Origin of the sequence: Nostoc flagelliforme FACHB-838, assembly GCF_014698065.1 — a bacterium.
Classification (GTDB): domain Bacteria; phylum Cyanobacteriota; class Cyanobacteriia; order Cyanobacteriales; family Nostocaceae; genus Nostoc; species Nostoc flagelliforme_B.
The window spans coordinates 1-16815 of the sequence record NZ_JACJSI010000132.1; the positions used below are offsets into that span (position 1 = coordinate 1).

The following is a 16815-nucleotide window of genomic DNA, read 5'->3' on the forward strand; positions in this document are numbered from 1 at the left end:
TAATACTACTTCTTCTCATTAAGTCTCTTAACTTTTTCATTCAATTTAGTTCTTATGTACTACTCTGTCAGCTTTTTGTTGATGTGTGACAGTTAGGGTGCGGAAGGTGGGATATATAATAGGTTTGCCATTAACAAGCTTGCCATTGGGGTAAAAGTCCTTCTCACCTTCATAGTGCTGATAAAGGCTGTTGCCAAATGTGAGTCATGTCGCACACCATCCAGTGCAACCCTGTTAACTTGCCTTTAAGGTTGTAGATAGAAGCTACAGCTACAGCAGCCTCAAAAGGCTCACAATTACGAGGCTGTATGCGTAGTATCCACTTTTGCACATAGTCACGCTCACACTCATGCATCTGGTTTAGTTGGCAACGAAATGCGTGACGTTCTTCGACTGCGATGAAATAGGCCAACGGTTTGTTGAGCAAAAATCGTTATTGAAGATTGAACAGTAGGGCAGTGGCACGATTAGCTGATAGAATTTTTCCTTGTGTGTCACTCACCAAGTAAGCATTTGGTATTAACTCGAACAGGTCTTGGTAGCTCTTGGATGCTTCTCTAAGCCGCGTTTGTACATTTACCAATTTTTGAGTTTTCTCCAACACCTTCTCTGTAGCTATCTCCACCTTTTTTGAAGCAGTATTAAGTTCTTTCAAGGCTGCTAAGAGCAAATCGGCTTCTGGCTGTACTTCCGGCAACATCTAAGTTTAAATTCCTGAATACAAGGAGACTGTTACTTAATTTATAATAACCCTCTTCCGTCAGTTTTAGAAAAAGCAATTGCTGCAAGGCTTACAATACCTCGGTTTTCAAGTTTTAGCTATATTTTTGAATTTCTCTTTAAAAATAAAGTCTTAAAGCTTTCCTACTGAACAAATAAAAGTCTCCACAGCGCACCCACACCAAAGCCCCCTTCCAGTAGTCTTTCACTACTTCAAATTGCCACCGCTGGAAGACGAGATTGTAGACTTATACTGGAGGGGCCTTTTTGTAACTAGCAACTTGGTTTTTCTAAGTAAATCTCAATAGAGTTGATTCGAGAGACGTTAATTCTACAGGACTAAACCTCAATCATGTAAAGCTAGCTTTTATACCAAGCGATAGAAGGACAAAGGTTATATCAGATGGTAAAGTTAATAATACTGCATTCAACCGTTAGCGCGTTATGGCTGTAATTGACCAATCAGAGCTAGCAAATCTTATGCGTGAAACCCGACAACTTCTGGGACTCTTGCAGGTCAAATTTACTGCAACGTTAGGAGTTTCTTTTGAAAGTGTGAACCGCTGGGAAAACGGACGGACAAAGCCCTTACCAGTCGCGTTGAAGCAGTTTGAGTACTTGCTGTATCAAATGGGTGATTCGGGCAAGGATCTCTTAGTCAAGTACTTCTCAGTGTGAAGATGGAGTTTGTATGGTATGAAATATCACCTCCAAAATCACTCTATCCTTTCCCAAAAGGGACTATCTCAAAACAGCAGTGGGGCGCTCACCGAAGCCCATGTCCTCATGCCTGGGGCATTGATGGAGCGTCCAACAAGACAAGCCGATTTAGAGGCAGAAAACCAAGCTCTGCGGACGCTATCTCAACAACTGATGGACAAGCCGCAATCCCTGCTCAGAACACTAGTGCAGATTGCCAAGGATCTCTGTCAAGCGGACACGGTCGGAGTTAGTCTTCTAGAGACTTTACCCAATGGTAATTCAGTCTTTCGCTGGGTGGCGATCTCTGGGGCATTAGAGTCCTTGGAGCAAACGACCACACCAGCCAACTTTAGTCCTTGTGGCACGACGCTCCGTTGCGGTTGCCCGCAGCTCTATGCACGCCCGGAACGGTATTTTACCTACTTGCATCATCCCCAATTCCCCATCGTTGAGGGACTGCTGTTTCCACTTTGCGTGAACAGTCAACCGCTCGGCAGTATCTGGATTCTTTCTCATCATGAGCAGCGACAGTTTGATCGTGAAGATCAACGGTTAATGACCAGTCTTGCAGCGTTTACTGCCGCTGCGTTGCAGAGCATCGCTCTGCGGCAGACGGCACAGCAAGCCCCGCGGTGGGAGCAGGAAATCCGCAGGCAGCAGAAACAAGCACAAACGTCGCTGCGCCAAAGTGAAGCCTTCAATCAGCAAATCCTGGACAGTAGCGATGACTGCATTAAGGTCTTAGATTTGTCAGGGCGGCTCTTATATATGAATCAAAGAGGGCAGGCGTTGATCGGCATTCAGGAGATGACCCCGTTCCTGAATGCTTCTTGGGTTGAGTTCTGGCAAGATGCTGACCAACTAGCAGCGTTAGATGCTCTTGACATGGCAAAAGCAGGCAAAGTTGGCAGTTTTCAGGGCTATTGCCCCACTCTGGCAGGTGAACCAAAGTGGTGGGATGTCAAGCTTACTCCGATTCGGGGGGCAGGGGGGCAAGTTGAACGGTTGTTGTGCATCTCGCGGGACATCACTGAACGCAGGCGAATCGAAGAGGAACGTCACCAAAATCAGGAGCGCTTGCGTCAGAGCGAGGAGCGCTTATCCGCAATTTACTCACAAGCCGCAGTAGGACTCTGTGAAATCTCACTTGAGGGTCATTTCCAGCAAGTTAACGATGGGCTTTGTAAAATGTTAGGGCGATCGCGTGAGGAAATGCTGAGTGCAAGCATACTTGATGTTACCCATCCAGATGATGTACTCAAAAGCCTCCAGGCTCTTGAACAATTGGTTGAAACGGATCAGCCAGTCTCGTTCGACAAGCGCTACCTGCGTCCAGATGGAACGATTGTCTGGGCAAACAGCAGCCTCACCCGCCTCGACAACGAGCAAGGATGTTCATATACTGTGTTGGCAGTCACGGTTGATCTGAATGAACGTAAACGGGCAGAAGAGGTTTCGCGCTGCGCCGCCGAACTCGATGCTTTCCGCGTCTCTTTAACCGATGCACTCCGACCACTTGCTGATCCGGTAGATGTTCAAGCGACAGCCAGCCGTGTGCTGGGCGAATATCTCGGCGTGAACCGCGTGGCATACTTTGAGGTTCGCGGCGCGAATTACGTGGTTGAGCGTGATTACGTTAATGGAGTCGATGCACTGGCTGGTTGCTACCCAATTGATTCGTTCGGACCGAAGCTGCTGGCAGCATACCGCACGGGTGGTGCCGTATCCGTGTCCAATGTGCAAGCCGATCCTAACCTGTCCCCAGAGCAGCACTTTGCCTACGCCGCGATCCAGATTGGTGCTTACATTGGCATCCCGCTGCTCAAGGGCGGCGAGTTCGTGGCTGGGTTGGCAGTCCACGCGTCTAAGGCGCGAACTTGGATGCCAGACGAGTTGGCTCTGACCGAAGAAGTCGCCGAGCGCACTTGGGCGGCAGTCGAACGTGCCCGTGCTGAGTCAGCGCTGCGTCAGAGCGAGCAACGTTTCCGATTGATGGCAGATGCCGTTCCACAAATTATTTGGACTACAGATGCAAAAGGGCGAGTTGAGTTCTTCAACAAGCAATGGAGCAAGTACACAGGAGTCCCTTACGAGCCGACGACGGCAGCCCAGGTGGCTGCTAATTTCGTTCACCCGGAAGATAGCGATCGCACAATGGAGGCGCTTAACGAAGCGCGGCGCAGTGGGGGCATTTTCTCAGTTGAACATCGGATTCGCTCTGCGGCAGGAACCTATCGCTGGTTTCTCGTCCGTGCCGAACCTTATCGAGATCAGCAAACGGGCGAGATTGTTCGTTGGTTTGGCACATCAGTCGATATCCACGAGCACAAACGCATGGAGGCGAATCTTGGCTTTTTAGCCGAAATCATGGCAGATTTTGCGCCTTTGAAAACTGCTGACGAAATTATGCAGACGGCTTGTGCAAGAACAGCAGCGTATTTCAACTTATCTCGCTGCTTACTGGTAAAAATCAACGATGCAATGGATGAAGCAGAGGTCGTTTACGATTTCGGCGCAAATGACTTGCCCAGTCTTGTCGGCACTTACCCGCTCACTGATTTTCATACCGAGGATGAGGTGCAAGAACTTGCTGCCGGACGTGTGATCGTCATCAATAATGTCGCTACTGTGCCACGCACCTCTGAAGCCGGCGACAGATTCGCCCGGCTGCAAATTGGTGCGCTGGTGAACGCTTCCTACATCAGCGACGGACAATGGAAATTTGTGTTGAGCGCGATGCAGACGAAACCGCGTGTCTGGTGCAATGATGAAATCGAACTTTTACAGGAACTTTCAGCACGAGTGTGGTTGAGGATTGAACGCGCCTGCGCCGAAGCCGTTGTTGCAGCCGACCTTAGAGATATGCAGCGACTGCGCGAACTGAGTGCGTGGCTAGTGAGCGAAGGCGACATTCAAACGCTGTATCAAGAAATTGTCTCTGCTGCAATTAGTTTGACACGGGCAGATGCCGGTTCAATTCAAGCGCTGGATGAATCGACCCAAGAGCTAGTGCTGATCGCTACCCAGGGGATCGATCAAACCGTTACCGATCATTTCCAGCGCGTGAGTACCAATTCAATTACGTCTTGCGGTGTGGTTTTGGCAACGGGTAAGCGTACCTTTGTGGATTTTGATGTACCAGAAAGCGAAGACCTTGACGGATCTCTGCGTCTACATCTAAACACTGGATTGATTTCTGCACAATCGACTCCGCTCATCAGCCGTTCAGGTAGACAGATTGGTATGGTTTCGACGCATTGGCGCAAACATCACCGACCGAGCGAGCGCGAATTACGGTTTCTCGATCTGCTGGCTCGCCAAGCCGCTGACTTGATCGAGCAGCGGCAGACTTCTGCCGAACGAGAACAATTGCTTGCCCGCGAGCAAGCCGCCCGTGCAGAAGCTGATCGCGTCAACCGGATCAAAGATGAATTTTTGGCGGTGTTGTCCCATGAATTGCGCTCGCCGCTCAATCCGATTCTGGGTTGGTCTACTTTACTCTTGGGTAAGAAACTAGATGAAGCTAAGACCGCCCAAGCCCTAGCAACGATTCAACGCAACGCCAAGCTGCAATCTGAACTAATTGAAGACCTTTTGGATGTATCCCGGATTTTGCGCGGTAAACTTAGCTTTAATGTGGCTGTAGTGAATCTTGTCTCCATCATTCAGGCGGGAATAGAAACAGTACGGCTAGCAGCAGAAGCTAAATCAATCCAAGTAGAAGCAAGCCTTGCACCAGATGTGGGGCTGGTTTCGGGTGATGCCACTCGGTTACAACAAGTGATTTGGAATCTCCTCTTAAATGCAGTGAAGTTCACGCCCAACGGAGGTCGGGTAAACATCCGATTGTCAAGTCTTGACTCCCATGCCCAGATTACAGTAAGTGACACCGGGCAGGGAATTGAACCTGACTTTCTGCCCTATGTGTTTGACCACTTCCGTCAAGCTAATGCTACAACCACGCGCAAGTTCGGTGGACTGGGGTTAGGGCTGGCGATTGTACGCCACTTAGTCGAATTGCACGGGGGCACAGTCGGGGTTGAAAGTTTAGGAGTGGGGATGGGTGCAACCTTCACAATCAGGCTTCCACTCATGTCCACACAGGCAACCGCCAATCAGAACGGTCGATCATCAGAGTCACCTTCCGATTTGAATGGTATTCAAGTATTAGTGGTGGACGATGAATTAGATTCACGGGAATTTGTTGCCTTTGTGTTAGAGCAAGCTGGAGCAGACGTGATCACAGCAACGACTGCCAATGAAGCATTGATAATGTTAATTAAATCGAAGCCGGATGTGCTGCTCAGTGACATCGGGATGCCAGATAGCGATGGCTACATTCTGATGCAAAAGGTGAGAGCATTGCCGCCAGAGCATGGCGGACAAGTAAGAGCGATCGCCCTTACTGCCTACGCTGGGGATTTCAACCAACAACAGGCACTCTCTGCTGGATTTCAACAGCATCTGTCAAAACCAGTAGAACCAGAGGTGTTAGTCACAGCGATCGCAAGTTTGCTCAGTCAGACCAAGCGTTAAAAGCTGCTGAGGCTGTATAGTAAAGCTTTTGTTCGCCAAACACCACACTATCGTCACAGATAATCCGAAACTACCGACAATGCGCTACAAAAACGCGACCAGAATTGATGAAGTCAGCAAGGATTTGACCAGGGCTAACAGAGGGCAGGTGGTCAATGTCATTGGCTAACAAGGCGATCACTGCCATTGTAGTAGTCTGCGGTACTTTACGACAGCCTTGAGCGCACTTCACTCTTGGGGGCAATTGCACATAATTGTCCCTGTGTGGAGTTATTCGCGGCGATGCTCTTGTATTACCAGTAATCCCAATATTACCGCCCACACCAATATAACTAGCGCCAGAACGGGTAGCTCTACCAGGCTCCAAAGTTTGAGCTACTTCTTGGGTTCCAGTAGTTTCGGGGGTTTGTGCAGTTTGTGGTTGTATCGGCTCGGTTGTTAACAAAGTTGCAGAACTATTAGGAATTGTATTGATTTGTTCTGGCTGATTTGTCACAAAATTGGCTTCATGAGCAGTAAAATTTGTACTTTCTGCATAAGCAGGTAAAATCCCAGAAATAACAACTACAGTAGCGAGAGTTAATAAGCTAAAACTTCGAGTGATCGAATTACTGTTCATGCTGCTCATTCCTTTTGATACTTATGTCTCTATTGTTGGCGACAAAAGTGAATGAAAAGTGACCAAAGCTTGAGTACTTAAAAAGTATTTATTAAGGTATATACTTTAAGTTAGATATTTAAATAGTTTTAAATATTAAACATATCTGCACCAATAATGCAAATGGGTGTAAAAAACCTCAGCCTGAATCGCACTATAGCCTACTCTTCAGCTATACAGTCTTAAATCGTCGTCACTTTTTAATCATATTTTTCTTGAATACTAAATATATAGCAGTCGCAAATAATATGCGGCACACTATTAAGTAATTTAGCAGTATCAGTAGATATGAAGTTATTTTCTCTTGATGAACTGGCAACTGGAGTGATTATTAATTTATTTGAAACGGATGAGTTGAAAGGAGAGTAATTAAATTTATTTATAGCAGACCGAAATAAATTCACCTTCCGATAGATGACTAATAAAAAATATTGCTTAGTTCTGAACAGAGGGGTTGGCTAAGGTCGAAAATATTTTTCTTTATATTAATCTTCAAGATATTGTGGTAAATATCAAAGGTATCCGTAATCGTTTTAATAAATTTAAAAAACACCGAATTGCGCCACCGCAATTATAAGAAATACGTAGTGGGTTATTATACGTTTAAACGAGCATACTCAAGAACGCATAATACCAACACAACTGACACTCCTATAAAAAGTTTTCAAAGAAGAAATGGGTCAACATTTTGTCCTAATTTGTGAAGTTGGTGAAATTGAGGAAGTTAGAGGAATCAATACAGAGGATTCTAATTAAGCAAAAATAGTGCTGTGCTATCGCTCACACAAGCTCTATTGCAATAACAAAGCTAGGAGGTATGCGCTGATGAGAAGCTTATTGATGAAAAATCCTGTAGTCATAGGGGTATCTTGGATAGCTACATATATTGTAATTATCCTATTCCCGCTATTTATACTACTTTTATATCCACCTACACCCAGCAATGAACGTAGTTTTTTATTAGAATTTTCTGCTGCTTTGGGTTTTATTGGTTTAACGATGATGGCAATGCAATTTGCCCTAACTGCACGTATTAATCGCATCGAAGCCTCTTATGGTGTTGACTTAATCCTTCAGTTTCACGGCTACACCTCGATAGTTGCTTTCTTCTTCATCTTGGCTCATCCCATAATTGTGTTTATTAATAATCCAGAGACACTGCAACTATTGAATTTTTTTCAAGCACCTTGGCGAGCTAGAGCAGCAGTTATCGCTACTTTGGCACTAATTGCAATTATTGTCACTTCCATTTGGCGTAAACAGCTGAATATTGGCTATGAAAATTGGCGTATAGCTCATGGCATTTTAGCAGTTATTATCGTTGAATAGGCAAAACATCCCCTACGCTTCTACTATCGCAAGACACATCAAAACTGCGATTTTCCAAGAAACTAAGCTGACAGCAACCGCAGGCGTGTCGATTAACAAGTTTCTGGCAAAAATGGCATCAGGGGAGAACAAGCCCAACGGACTGACGGTTATTTTACCGGAGGATGCGATGCCGAAGGCGGGCGCTCGCGCCATCGCCTTTGTAGAACAGCTACCAATTGAGAAGTTTCACGGGATTGGAGACAATACGGTTCAGTTAAGCATTTTTTTCTTCTCTCTGTTCCCTCTGTGCCTCTGCGGTTCGTTAAAAAATTTGACTTTGATAAAGAGTTTTAGCCTTAACTGAACCGTATTGGGATTGGAGAGGTGACGGCGGCTAAAATGCACTCACTGGGCATTCATAGTGGTGCAGATTTGAAGGTGCGTTCGTCGAAGACGTTGCCGAAGGCATCGCTCTTGGAGCTAACACACCACTTTGGTAAAGCTGGTCATTATTACTATAAGATTGCCAGAGCAGAACGCGTGAAGTAAGGAAGTTTTGGTTAATGAGTCAGAGGGACTGTGTAGTTGCTTGCAGTTGTTCGTAGTCCTTTGGTGTATCAATATCAATTGCACCTAATGGAAATGGAACGCAGAACACTTCCTTCAAGTGTCTATTAATCGAATGCTTTGCGCCGATAGTTTCTCCTAGCGCTGTTAGTTCTGAGAAAAAAAGGTGGTTGAACAAAGCAGGTACGCCTAATGTTTGTGCATATTGGGAGGCTATGATAGGTTTTCCTGTGGAATGATATGCTTCAACGAGGAGATTGATAATTTCAGAAGAAATAAATGGCTGATCACAAACAGCAATAACTGCTGCATCTACGCTTTCACAAGCGGTTGAAAGCGATAGAATTCCACTACGAATTGAAGAACTCATTCCTAAATTCCATTGTGGGTTTTCAACAATCTGTACAGAAGGCTGTCTGGCTTCAGAACGTATCTGTTGGGCGTTTGCTCCCAAAACAACCACTACAGGTTTGCATACTGAAGCGATCGCACTCTCAATTGTATGCTTAAGTAAGCTGCTTCCTTGGTAAGGCAAAAGTTGTTTAGGCTTCCCCATACGGGTTGATGCACCTGCTGCCAGAATAATGATAGCAACATTTAATTTAGCCGTTTCTACTTTGGGATTGGTAATTGTCATTGTTACAATAATAAACAAGGGTTAACCTAATAAATTAAAATCCCGATTTTTCGATTATCACATGAGTAATAATTCTCCCTCAGCACTTAATTCCAGGCAGCGAAAAGTCTTTACTAATAGCAATAATTTGTTCAAATTCCTCATCCGTAAACTTGAGATTAAGAGGTAATTTTAAAGTTAAAGCAATCATAACTTCCTCAACAATTATGAACTACTAATTGAGATTCTTTGGCTTCATGCCGTTGATGAATTGGTAAAGAGCGTTCTTTTAAAAAACCACCACAACGGTTTGACAGGACAGTTTGAATCTCAGCGATAATGGATAAGGCTATTGCTTCAGGCGTATCGGCTCCAATGTCAATACCCACAGGAGCATACAACCTTTGTAGGTGTTCGGTAGTGTAATCTACTCCCTCTGCATGTAAATCTCGAAGTAATCTTTCGGTACGATGTTTCGCTCCCAAAAAACCTAAGTAGCGTGCAGGAGATGGCATTAGCATTTTCAGGATTTCTAAATCATCAAGGTAATTATGAGTCATTACCACAGCAATAGTGCGTTCATCCACGGTTAGCTGTTTGTGTAGAATTCCTCGACGAGTGAGAATTACTTCATCAGCCATTGAAAAACGCTCTTTAGTTGCCTCGCTAGCTCGACAATCAACGATGGTAACGTGCCAGCCCAAAGCTTTAGCAAACTGCGCTGTAGGTACAGCGTCATAACCTGCACCAAAAATTATCAGGCGTATGGGCGGTTGGATAACTTCAATGAAAACATCAATTTTACCTGATATTAGTTGGTATTTGTTAACAGTTGAATGTTGAGATTTAAGGGCAATTTGAGCGTCTTTAGTGAGGGAAACACTCAAAGAAGATTCTTCAATGTCGGTGGTTACATTACCGTCTGAATTGAGCATTAAACGTGCCCCAACTTTAATATCAACTTTACCTTCCACAGCAAAAACAGTTGCAATAATACCTTGCTGCTGGTTACAGAAACATTGTTTAATGAAAGATATGGGGTTAAGTGGGCAATCGCTTAAACATTCAATCAGGACTTGCACGACTCCGTTACAGCCAAGCCCAAATCCCCAAACAATATCTTCATTGGCAGTAGTGTCATATATGGCAACCATCGGTTGTCTATCTGGCATTGAAAAGCGAGTATGCTCAAATACATCTTTTTCCAAGCAACCACCACTGATTGTTCCTACCATTTGGCCTGCTTCTGTCATCAACATTCGGGCACCTGGTTGGCGATAGGTAGAGCCTTTAACATTAACAACAGTAGCAATAAATACTAGTTCAGTATTGTGCTGATTTTCTTCAAATGCCTTCAAAATCGCGTGTAGCTCGTTCATTACCGATTATAGGAGGGACATAGGGCATGAGAAATGAGGAAGTTGCAGTAGTAAGTTTTTCCCTCTGCCTCTTCCCAATGCTTTTTAGAGCAACTTGTCAGGTGTAATGGGTAAATCACGGATGCGCTTACCTGTAGCATGGTAAACCGCATTGGCGATCGCTGCTGAAACACCTGTGATTCCAATCTCGCCTACACCTCGTACACCTGCTGGGTTGAAGTTGAGGTCAGGTTCGCCGACGAAGGCTACCTGAATGCGAGGAATATCTGCATGGGCTGGGACGTGATAGGTAGCAAGGTCATAAACCACGGGGTAGCCCATGTTTGGATCAAGGTGACATTCTTCCATTAAAGCTTGCCCGATACCCATGATCACACCACCACGTACTTGACTCGCTGCTGTCTTAGAGTTGATGACTCGCCCGATATCCATCACTGACACCCAGCGCGTTACCTGCAAACGTCCGATTTCTTCATCTATGCTGATTTCACAAAAATGTGCGCCCCAAGACTGGAACGCCCATTTCTTCGCTTCATCACTAGGAGCTGAGGATGCTGTTCCCTCAAAAGCTGCGCGTCCAGACTGATTCAGAGTTGCAAACGCTTCTTGTGCGGTCTTAGCATTAGCAGTTTTCAGAACTTGCTCACAAGTTGACATGACTGCCGGGACGAGAGATGCTGTCATCATGGAACCACCCGCCATGCCTCCATCTGGTAGCAAGGAGTCGCCCAACTCTACGTGTATCTGTTGAACGGATAGCCCCAATGCATCTGCTGCTGTGGCTGCAACAACTGTATATGCGCCAGTGCCCATGTCATTCCCGGCGGTGAGCACATGGGCAGTACCATCTGCTAGCAGCCGTACCTTGACTGATGCTTTCGCCCGCAAGCCAGGGTAGGTTGCTGCCGCCATCCCCCAACCAACGAGTTTGCCATCGCGTGTCAAAGAACGCGGCTGTTTTGGTCTGTCTTTCCAGCCAAATTGCTCTGCACCCAAGAGCAAACAGTCAGCAAAATGTTTGGCTGAGAATGGCTGACCTTTGCGCTGATGTTCTTTAGTTTGGTTTTTTAGGCGCAGTTCTACCGGGTCAATCTTTAGCATCCAAGCCAGTTCGTCCATCGCTGACTCTAACGCCCACATCCCAGGATTCTCTCCTGGCGCGCGCATGAATGTTGGTGTACCGATGTTCAGCACTCCTAGTTCCTGCTTCAGTTGCAAATTCGGCGCTGTGTACATAGTTGGCGTGACCGAGGTACAGCCTTCTGTAAAGACATCCACTGGTGAGGTATAGGATTTAACCTCATGGGCGATTGCAGTTAAGCAACCATCAGTAGTTGCTCCCAAGCGTATAGTTTGCTCGGTTTCGGAGCGGTGTCCTGTGTTCGCTGTCATTTGCCGTCGGCTGAGGACGACTCTGAGAGGACGCTGAAGTTCACGGGCAGCCGCAGCACAGAGAATACCGTGGGGCCAGGGAAAGACTTTGGAGCCGAAAGCTCCACCCAAAAAAGGTGTGACGACACGAACCTGTTCAGTTGGCAGTCCAAAGAGTTGTGCATAGGTGCGCTGGCTTGCCGACACCCACTGGGACGGTTCGTAAACAGTCAGTGAATTTGCATCTTGCCAGTGGGCAATGATGGCATGGGGTTCCATCGCCGCGTGCATTTCGGTGGCTGTCTTGTAGGTGGCTGTAAGTTTCGTTGTTGCACTTGCCACCCCTGCCGCAAAATTCCCCTTTTCAAACTTTAGCTCTTGACCAAACTGCGGTGGTGCCTCCTTGAAGGTGGCTTTCGCAGCTTCCACGACTGGCTTTTGGCTTATGTATTCCACCTTGACCAAATGCGCCGCATCACGCGCCCGCTCGAAGGTGTCTGCTACTACCAAGCCGATAATTTGTCCTGCATAGTGAATTTTGTCATCCGACAACGGCAGACGAGCCTCGTAGATTTTCGAGGTCATAAAGTCGTTTGCTGGCGTAAACACTTTAGGCAAGTTTTTATGCATGAAAACATCTATGACACCTATTGCCTTTTCTGCCGCACTGGTGTCGATGCTTTTAATTTGCCCATTGGCAATGCTGGCGGTGACAAGATACCCGTGAACCAGACCTGGAATTTGATGTTCTGCGGCGTAGGTTGCCGTGCCCGTAACTTTTGCCCATCCATCCTTGCGGTTGACGGCAGTCCCAATTACTTTGTTCATACTACACCTCCTCCTTTGGCTGACACCGTGAGTGCGCGACGAATTGCCCGCTTTGCCAAGTCAACTTTGAAACTGTTATGAGTTAATGGTTTAGCTTCTTGAAGTGCAATTTCTGCCGCCTGTTGAAACGTTGTAGTATTGGCACTCTTGCCGATCAAAAACTCTTCTGCTTCCTTTGATCGCCAAGGTTTATGGGCTACGCCACCCATTGCCAAGCGCACATTCTGAATCTGCTCGCTTGCCAAGTCAACCGCAGCTGCCACAGAGACTAACGCAAAGGCATAGGAAGTTCGATCGCGTAACTTTAGGTAAACCCCTGATTTGGCAAACGGCACTGGGGGAACAATCACAGAGGTAATCAATTCACCTGGCTCTAAGTTTGTATCCCGTTGGGGTGTGTTTTCTGGTAATCGGTGAAAGTCTGTGAATGGTATCTGCCGCTTACCTTTGGTACCTTCCACAACAACAACAGCATCCAAAGCCGCGAGAGGGACACACATATCCGAGGGTTGAACTGCCACGCACTGGTCACTAGCCCCAAGGATGGCGTGCATCCGGTTAATGCCTGTAGCTGCCGGACAGCCGCTTCCCGGTTGTCGTTTGTTGCAAGGAAAGGCGGTATCGTAATAGTAGGGACAGCGAGTGCGTTGCAGTAGGTTGCCCCCTACCGTTGCCATATTGCGGATTTGCTGAGATGCACCGGCAAGAATTGCACGCGATAGTATTGGATAATCGCGGCGAACATCCTCATGGTCTGCCACTGTTGTGTTACTTACCAGCGCTCCAATGCTCAAACCACCCTCATTTGTCCGTTCAATGCGCTTCATCTCTAATCTAGAGATGTCAATAAGTTGCGATGGCTCATCTAGGAAAACTTTGAGACGGTCGACCAAATTCGTACCACCTGCAATCAACATTGCATTTTGGTCAGTAGTTGCCCGTTGAACGGCATCTTTCACAGAGGTAGCACGGATGTAAGTGAAATTCTTCATGTGAGCATCTCCTGGCGTTCCTTGACCATCACAGTTGCGGCAGGAGAGGGCGGTGTTTGTCCCATTACCTGCTGAACTGCTGCGACAATGCCGTTGTAAGCGCTGCATCGGCAGAGATTACCACTCAGCCGCTCCTTAATTTCAGCTTCCGAGAGTTCAGCCAACTGTGGGGGACGAGCCAAATCTGGGGTGATAACGCTGGCACAGCCCCGTTTAACTTCATCAAGTAAAGCAACAGAAGCACAAATTTGTCCTGGAGTACAATAGCCACACTGCAAGCCATCATTCTCAATGAATGCTGCCTGCACCGGATGGAGAGTCTTGCCTTTCGCTAGCCCTTCAATGGTGATGATCGCCTTGTCTTCCTGCATCACTGCCAGAGTCAAGCAGGAATAAACTCGCTGACCATCGATCAAAACAGTACAAGCCCCACACTGCCCATGATCGCACCCCTTTTTGCTGCCCACTAGCCCCAAGTGATCGCGTAGAGCATCTAAGAGTGTGACACGCGGCTCAAGGTCTAGGGCTTGCTGCTCACCGTTAACAGTAAGTTCCATCATGTTTATCTCGCCTGGGTTATTCCAGCTATTGCCTATTATAAAGGCTGGCGACCGAGCTATGCGGCTGGTACCCATCGGCTTTATTCAAATCCGAGTATCGGCTTGTTTGGCAGACTTTACGTACACTCGCTCTAACAGACTGACCAGTAACGGCGGGATTTGTTGACCCCACAGTGGAGAAATGTACCAGCACTGTTCTAAGTTTTGGACGAGGTTAGTCATACTTTTGCTCCTTTCAAAATACTTTGTGCTGACATGAATAACTGCACGGCAAAACTGGGTGGTACAGAGTAGCCAATAATTGACCCCGCCGTAGCAGTTTCGTTGGGAAACTCATACCAATCAGGAAAACCCTGTAACTTCTCCGCTCCCGCAATAGACAAAGACTTGACCGTATCATCAGGCAACCAGATATCAGCGAACTTACTACGGTTGCAGCCTTTGTGATCAGTGAAATGTGATCGCAAGATAGTGTTGCAAGGTAAATGCCCAGGCTTGTACTTCAGTCCGTTGCGTCCTCCAACTCTCTCTAGTAGCAGTGGTGTTGGTTCATTAGTTGCTAGAAATTGTTCTACCGCTTGCCGTTGTTTGGGGAGTAGTTGGGAATCGGGCATCGTAGGGATTAGATGCCCGATCGCTGTATACCAACCACAAGCTGTAGCTCCCAAAGGTAAGGCAACGCGCAACCCCCTACTTGCAATCAGAACTAACCGCCGCCGCGCCTGGGGTAGTCCGAATTTGTCCATGCTGACCACGCTGTAGTTGACCAAGTACCCCTCTTGCTCCAAAGCATCCAGAATGATACTGAAACTCTGACTGTTCTGATACCGCGGCACATTTTCAAGAGTAAACACCCGTGGCTGCAACTGTCGGATGGCTTCTGCTACAGCAAACGCAGCCGTCAGGTCGTCAGCCGTTTCAATGCCCTTACCCGCTTTAGCTGTGTGGGCAAGGCTTGCGTTGGCGCACACTGGGGAGGCATGGAGGTAATCGGGGCGGCGGGGAAAATCTAGAAATCCTGACTGCGCTACTTCTTGCACTGTTAACTGGATTATTCTACAGCCATACTCGCTAAAGTTGTGGTGATGGGTTTTGGCGATCGCCCTGCTCAAGTCTGGTTTACTTGGGTCAAACTCTACTGCAATGACCGGACGAATCCCGGCTTGCACCATCCCCGCTTCAATCCCGCCGCCACCTGCGAAAAGTACTACAGCGATCGAGGCATCATCTGGCAGAACTGGTTTTATTTTTGTGTTATCAAAATTTTTGCAGATATATAATTTTGGTGATGGCTTTTTGGTTTTGGCTTTTTTGATAAGGGCTGTTGGAGTCATATACCAGTCGCCTCTTTCACCAAATCATCTGGCACTTCAAAAATCCCCAACCGCCCAATGTAAGGAATCGGCGTAATTTCTCGCGGGTTCTCCAGCTTCCAATGGTATTGCCCAGGCATCCCCCAACCAAAACAATTCGCAATTCGCAATTAATTTCATTGCTTGATTTTCTCTTTAACTTTTCGAGTAGATGCAACTAAGATTTTTCCAATTTCTCTAGTTTCTTGAAGCAAGGACTCAAACTTATTTTTATCAACCAATTCTGCCTCGATTAATATTTCTAACCAGTATTCAGTCTCTCTTTCTTCCTTAAGCGCAATTTCTAATTTGCTTAGAAAGTCTTTATCAGATTGGGCAGATTGAGCTTCTTTAACATTTGCACCTATAGAAGTACCACTTCGGAGTAACTGCTTTGATAATGTTCGACAAACTCCGGGCTTTTCATCTAAAAAAGTACAAGCTTTGACTATTCTTATTGCTAAAGCTTTCATTCTATCAGCGATACTAATTTTTTGATTCATACCTTTTACTCCTAATTAATAATTGCGAATTGCGAATTGCGAATTGCGAATTGTTTATTGCCCAAGGCTGACGAACGGATAGCGCTTTCATATATCGACCTCTAAGCCTTAAAAAAAGTTTATTGCATGAAATTATCTCGCCAAGTTCAAAAATTTCGAGGTCGATAAATCGCACAACATCGTCGCAGTGCCGAGCTTACCGTAAAGCCGATTTTTCTCAACAATTAACTCGATAGTGCGATCGCTTGGGTCTTTTGTGTAAACAGCATCGCGGTAAAGCATGATTAACTGGTCACAAACCTCAAAGATTTCACCAGAGTTGCGGAGTAAATGACGATTAGGGCGTTTATCAGCCGTTGTTTGATTGCCCCGATTGATTTGACAGCCCAAGAAAACAGGGATTTTGTGAGACTTGGCAATGTCCCGAATCTGGCGGGTAATCTTGCCGACTTCAAAGGCCATATTCCCGCCAGACTCCAAAGGAATCTGCTGCAAGTAATCAATAAACACAGCACCAATAGAACAACCATTTTCGGCAATGGCACGGCGCACAGCAGAAGCAATCATTGCGGTTGTAGGGGACGAATGCTCATAGACTTTCCAAGGTAGTTCCACCATCTGGACTATGCCTTGTGCTATTTGCTCCCAGTAGCATTGAGTATTGGTTTGAATCATAGAAGCGTCTACGCCTGTGATTCGGGCTAGCATTCGGGCATTGAG

The 16815-nt window shown here is 46.5% G+C and carries 18 protein-coding genes; 5 read left to right on the forward strand and 13 right to left on the reverse strand.

Annotation, left to right across the window (positions count from 1 at the left end; genetic code table 11):
* Positions 1-169: 169 nt before the first annotated feature.
* Together H6G97_RS32525 and H6G97_RS32530 are read right to left on the reverse strand one after the other, a co-directional pair.
* Positions 170-427, reverse strand: coding sequence for a hypothetical protein (locus H6G97_RS32525; protein ID WP_190944590.1), 258 nt, complete (start codon positions 425-427; stop codon positions 170-172).
* Between the two features lie 6 nt (positions 428-433).
* Positions 434-700: a PAS domain-containing protein gene (locus H6G97_RS32530; RefSeq protein ID WP_190944591.1), complete on the reverse strand. Its 267-nt coding sequence runs from the start codon at positions 698-700 to the stop codon at positions 434-436.
* Between the two features lie 500 nt (positions 701-1200).
* Between H6G97_RS32530 and H6G97_RS32535 the strand changes: the two genes are divergently transcribed.
* Both H6G97_RS32535 and H6G97_RS53170 read left to right on the forward strand, forming a co-directional pair.
* Entirely contained in the window at positions 1201-1398 is a 198-nt protein-coding gene (locus H6G97_RS32535) for a helix-turn-helix domain-containing protein (RefSeq protein WP_242055524.1), read from the forward strand.
* Positions 1399-1416: 18 nt separating this feature from the next.
* A complete protein-coding gene (locus H6G97_RS53170; RefSeq protein WP_190944593.1) occupies positions 1417-5958 on the forward strand; it encodes a PAS domain S-box protein in 4542 nt (1513 codons plus the stop codon).
* Positions 5959-6028: 70 nt separating this feature from the next.
* Here H6G97_RS53170 and H6G97_RS32545 read toward each other — a convergent pair whose 3' ends face one another.
* Positions 6029-6577 carry a hypothetical protein gene (locus tag H6G97_RS32545; protein WP_190944594.1) on the reverse strand — a complete coding sequence of 183 codons (549 nt, stop codon included), beginning with the start codon at positions 6575-6577 and terminating at the stop codon, positions 6029-6031.
* Positions 6578-7456: 879 nt separating this feature from the next.
* Between H6G97_RS32545 and H6G97_RS32550 the strand changes: the two genes are divergently transcribed.
* From H6G97_RS32550 to H6G97_RS32560, 3 genes are read left to right on the forward strand one after another with little or no spacing between them, the layout of a single operon-like run.
* Positions 7457-7945: a ferric reductase-like transmembrane domain-containing protein gene (locus H6G97_RS32550; RefSeq protein ID WP_242055526.1), complete on the forward strand. Its 489-nt coding sequence runs from the start codon at positions 7457-7459 to the stop codon at positions 7943-7945.
* Positions 7938-8291 carry a Y-family DNA polymerase gene (locus tag H6G97_RS32555; protein WP_242055527.1) on the forward strand — a complete coding sequence of 118 codons (354 nt, stop codon included), beginning with the start codon at positions 7938-7940 and terminating at the stop codon, positions 8289-8291. The genes H6G97_RS32550 and H6G97_RS32555 overlap by 8 nt, the downstream gene beginning before the upstream one ends.
* A 35-nt stretch (positions 8292-8326) precedes the next feature.
* A complete protein-coding gene (locus H6G97_RS32560) occupies positions 8327-8476 on the forward strand; it encodes a hypothetical protein (RefSeq protein WP_190944595.1) in 150 nt (49 codons plus the stop codon).
* A 19-nt stretch (positions 8477-8495) separates the two neighbouring features.
* Here H6G97_RS32560 and H6G97_RS32565 read toward each other — a convergent pair whose 3' ends face one another.
* The 10 genes from H6G97_RS32565 to H6G97_RS32610 all read right to left on the reverse strand — a co-directional run.
* Entirely contained in the window at positions 8496-9131 is a 636-nt protein-coding gene (locus H6G97_RS32565) for a nucleotidyltransferase family protein (RefSeq protein ID WP_190944596.1), read from the reverse strand.
* A gap of 197 nt (positions 9132-9328) precedes the next feature.
* Positions 9329-10489, reverse strand: a complete 1161-nt coding sequence (locus tag H6G97_RS32570; protein ID WP_190944597.1) for an XdhC family protein — start codon at positions 10487-10489, stop codon at positions 9329-9331.
* A gap of 84 nt (positions 10490-10573) precedes the next feature.
* Positions 10574-12688 (reverse strand): xanthine dehydrogenase family protein molybdopterin-binding subunit, encoded by a 2115-nt coding sequence (locus H6G97_RS32575; protein ID WP_190944598.1) that lies wholly within the window; start codon positions 12686-12688, stop codon positions 10574-10576.
* Positions 12685-13680 carry an FAD binding domain-containing protein gene (locus tag H6G97_RS32580; RefSeq protein WP_190944599.1) on the reverse strand — a complete coding sequence of 332 codons (996 nt, stop codon included), beginning with the start codon at positions 13678-13680 and terminating at the stop codon, positions 12685-12687. Before H6G97_RS32580 ends, H6G97_RS32575 begins: the two co-directional genes overlap by 4 nt.
* Positions 13677-14240, reverse strand: coding sequence for a (2Fe-2S)-binding protein (locus H6G97_RS32585; RefSeq protein WP_422394241.1), 564 nt, complete (start codon positions 14238-14240; stop codon positions 13677-13679). The genes H6G97_RS32580 and H6G97_RS32585 overlap by 4 nt, the downstream gene beginning before the upstream one ends.
* An 84-nt stretch (positions 14241-14324) precedes the next feature.
* Positions 14325-14462 carry a DUF1392 family protein gene (locus H6G97_RS32590; RefSeq protein WP_242055529.1) on the reverse strand — a complete coding sequence of 46 codons (138 nt, stop codon included), beginning with the start codon at positions 14460-14462 and terminating at the stop codon, positions 14325-14327.
* Positions 14459-15574, reverse strand: coding sequence for a DNA cytosine methyltransferase (locus tag H6G97_RS32595; protein WP_242055532.1), 1116 nt, complete (start codon positions 15572-15574; stop codon positions 14459-14461). Before H6G97_RS32595 ends, H6G97_RS32590 begins: the two co-directional genes overlap by 4 nt.
* Positions 15571-15723: a hypothetical protein gene (locus tag H6G97_RS32600; protein ID WP_190944602.1), complete on the reverse strand. Its 153-nt coding sequence runs from the start codon at positions 15721-15723 to the stop codon at positions 15571-15573. The genes H6G97_RS32595 and H6G97_RS32600 overlap by 4 nt, the downstream gene beginning before the upstream one ends.
* Before the next feature lie 6 nt (positions 15724-15729).
* Positions 15730-16095, reverse strand: coding sequence for a four helix bundle protein (locus H6G97_RS32605; protein ID WP_190944601.1), 366 nt, complete (start codon positions 16093-16095; stop codon positions 15730-15732).
* 132 nt (positions 16096-16227) lie between these two features.
* The coding region (locus tag H6G97_RS32610; RefSeq protein ID WP_242055534.1) for a DnaB helicase C-terminal domain-containing protein at positions 16228-16815 on the reverse strand (588 nt) is incomplete at its 5' end.

Coding starts and splice junctions, on each gene's coding strand:
- H6G97_RS32530 (WP_190944591.1), bottom strand. CDS start 700: ATGTTGCCGGAAGTACAGCCAGAAGCCGATTTGCTCTTAGCAGCCTTG.
- H6G97_RS32535 (WP_242055524.1), top strand. CDS start 1,201: ATGCGTGAAACCCGACAACTTCTGGGACTCTTGCAGGTCAAATTTACT.
- H6G97_RS53170 (WP_190944593.1), top strand. CDS start 1,417: ATGAAATATCACCTCCAAAATCACTCTATCCTTTCCCAAAAGGGACTA.
- H6G97_RS32545 (WP_190944594.1), bottom strand. CDS start 6,577: ATGAACAGTAATTCGATCACTCGAAGTTTTAGCTTATTAACTCTCGCT.
- H6G97_RS32550 (WP_242055526.1), top strand. CDS start 7,457: ATGAAAAATCCTGTAGTCATAGGGGTATCTTGGATAGCTACATATATT.
- H6G97_RS32560 (WP_190944595.1), top strand. CDS start 8,327: ATGCACTCACTGGGCATTCATAGTGGTGCAGATTTGAAGGTGCGTTCG.
- H6G97_RS32565 (WP_190944596.1), bottom strand. CDS start 9,131: ATGACAATTACCAATCCCAAAGTAGAAACGGCTAAATTAAATGTTGCT.
- H6G97_RS32570 (WP_190944597.1), bottom strand. CDS start 10,489: ATGAACGAGCTACACGCGATTTTGAAGGCATTTGAAGAAAATCAGCAC.
- H6G97_RS32575 (WP_190944598.1), bottom strand. CDS start 12,688: ATGAACAAAGTAATTGGGACTGCCGTCAACCGCAAGGATGGATGGGCA.
- H6G97_RS32580 (WP_190944599.1), bottom strand. CDS start 13,680: ATGAAGAATTTCACTTACATCCGTGCTACCTCTGTGAAAGATGCCGTT.
- H6G97_RS32585 (WP_422394241.1), bottom strand. CDS start 14,240: ATGATGGAACTTACTGTTAACGGTGAGCAGCAAGCCCTAGACCTTGAG.
- H6G97_RS32590 (WP_242055529.1), bottom strand. CDS start 14,462: ATGACTAACCTCGTCCAAAACTTAGAACAGTGCTGGTACATTTCTCCA.
- H6G97_RS32595 (WP_242055532.1), bottom strand. CDS start 15,574: ATGACTCCAACAGCCCTTATCAAAAAAGCCAAAACCAAAAAGCCATCA.
- H6G97_RS32605 (WP_190944601.1), bottom strand. CDS start 16,095: ATGAATCAAAAAATTAGTATCGCTGATAGAATGAAAGCTTTAGCAATA.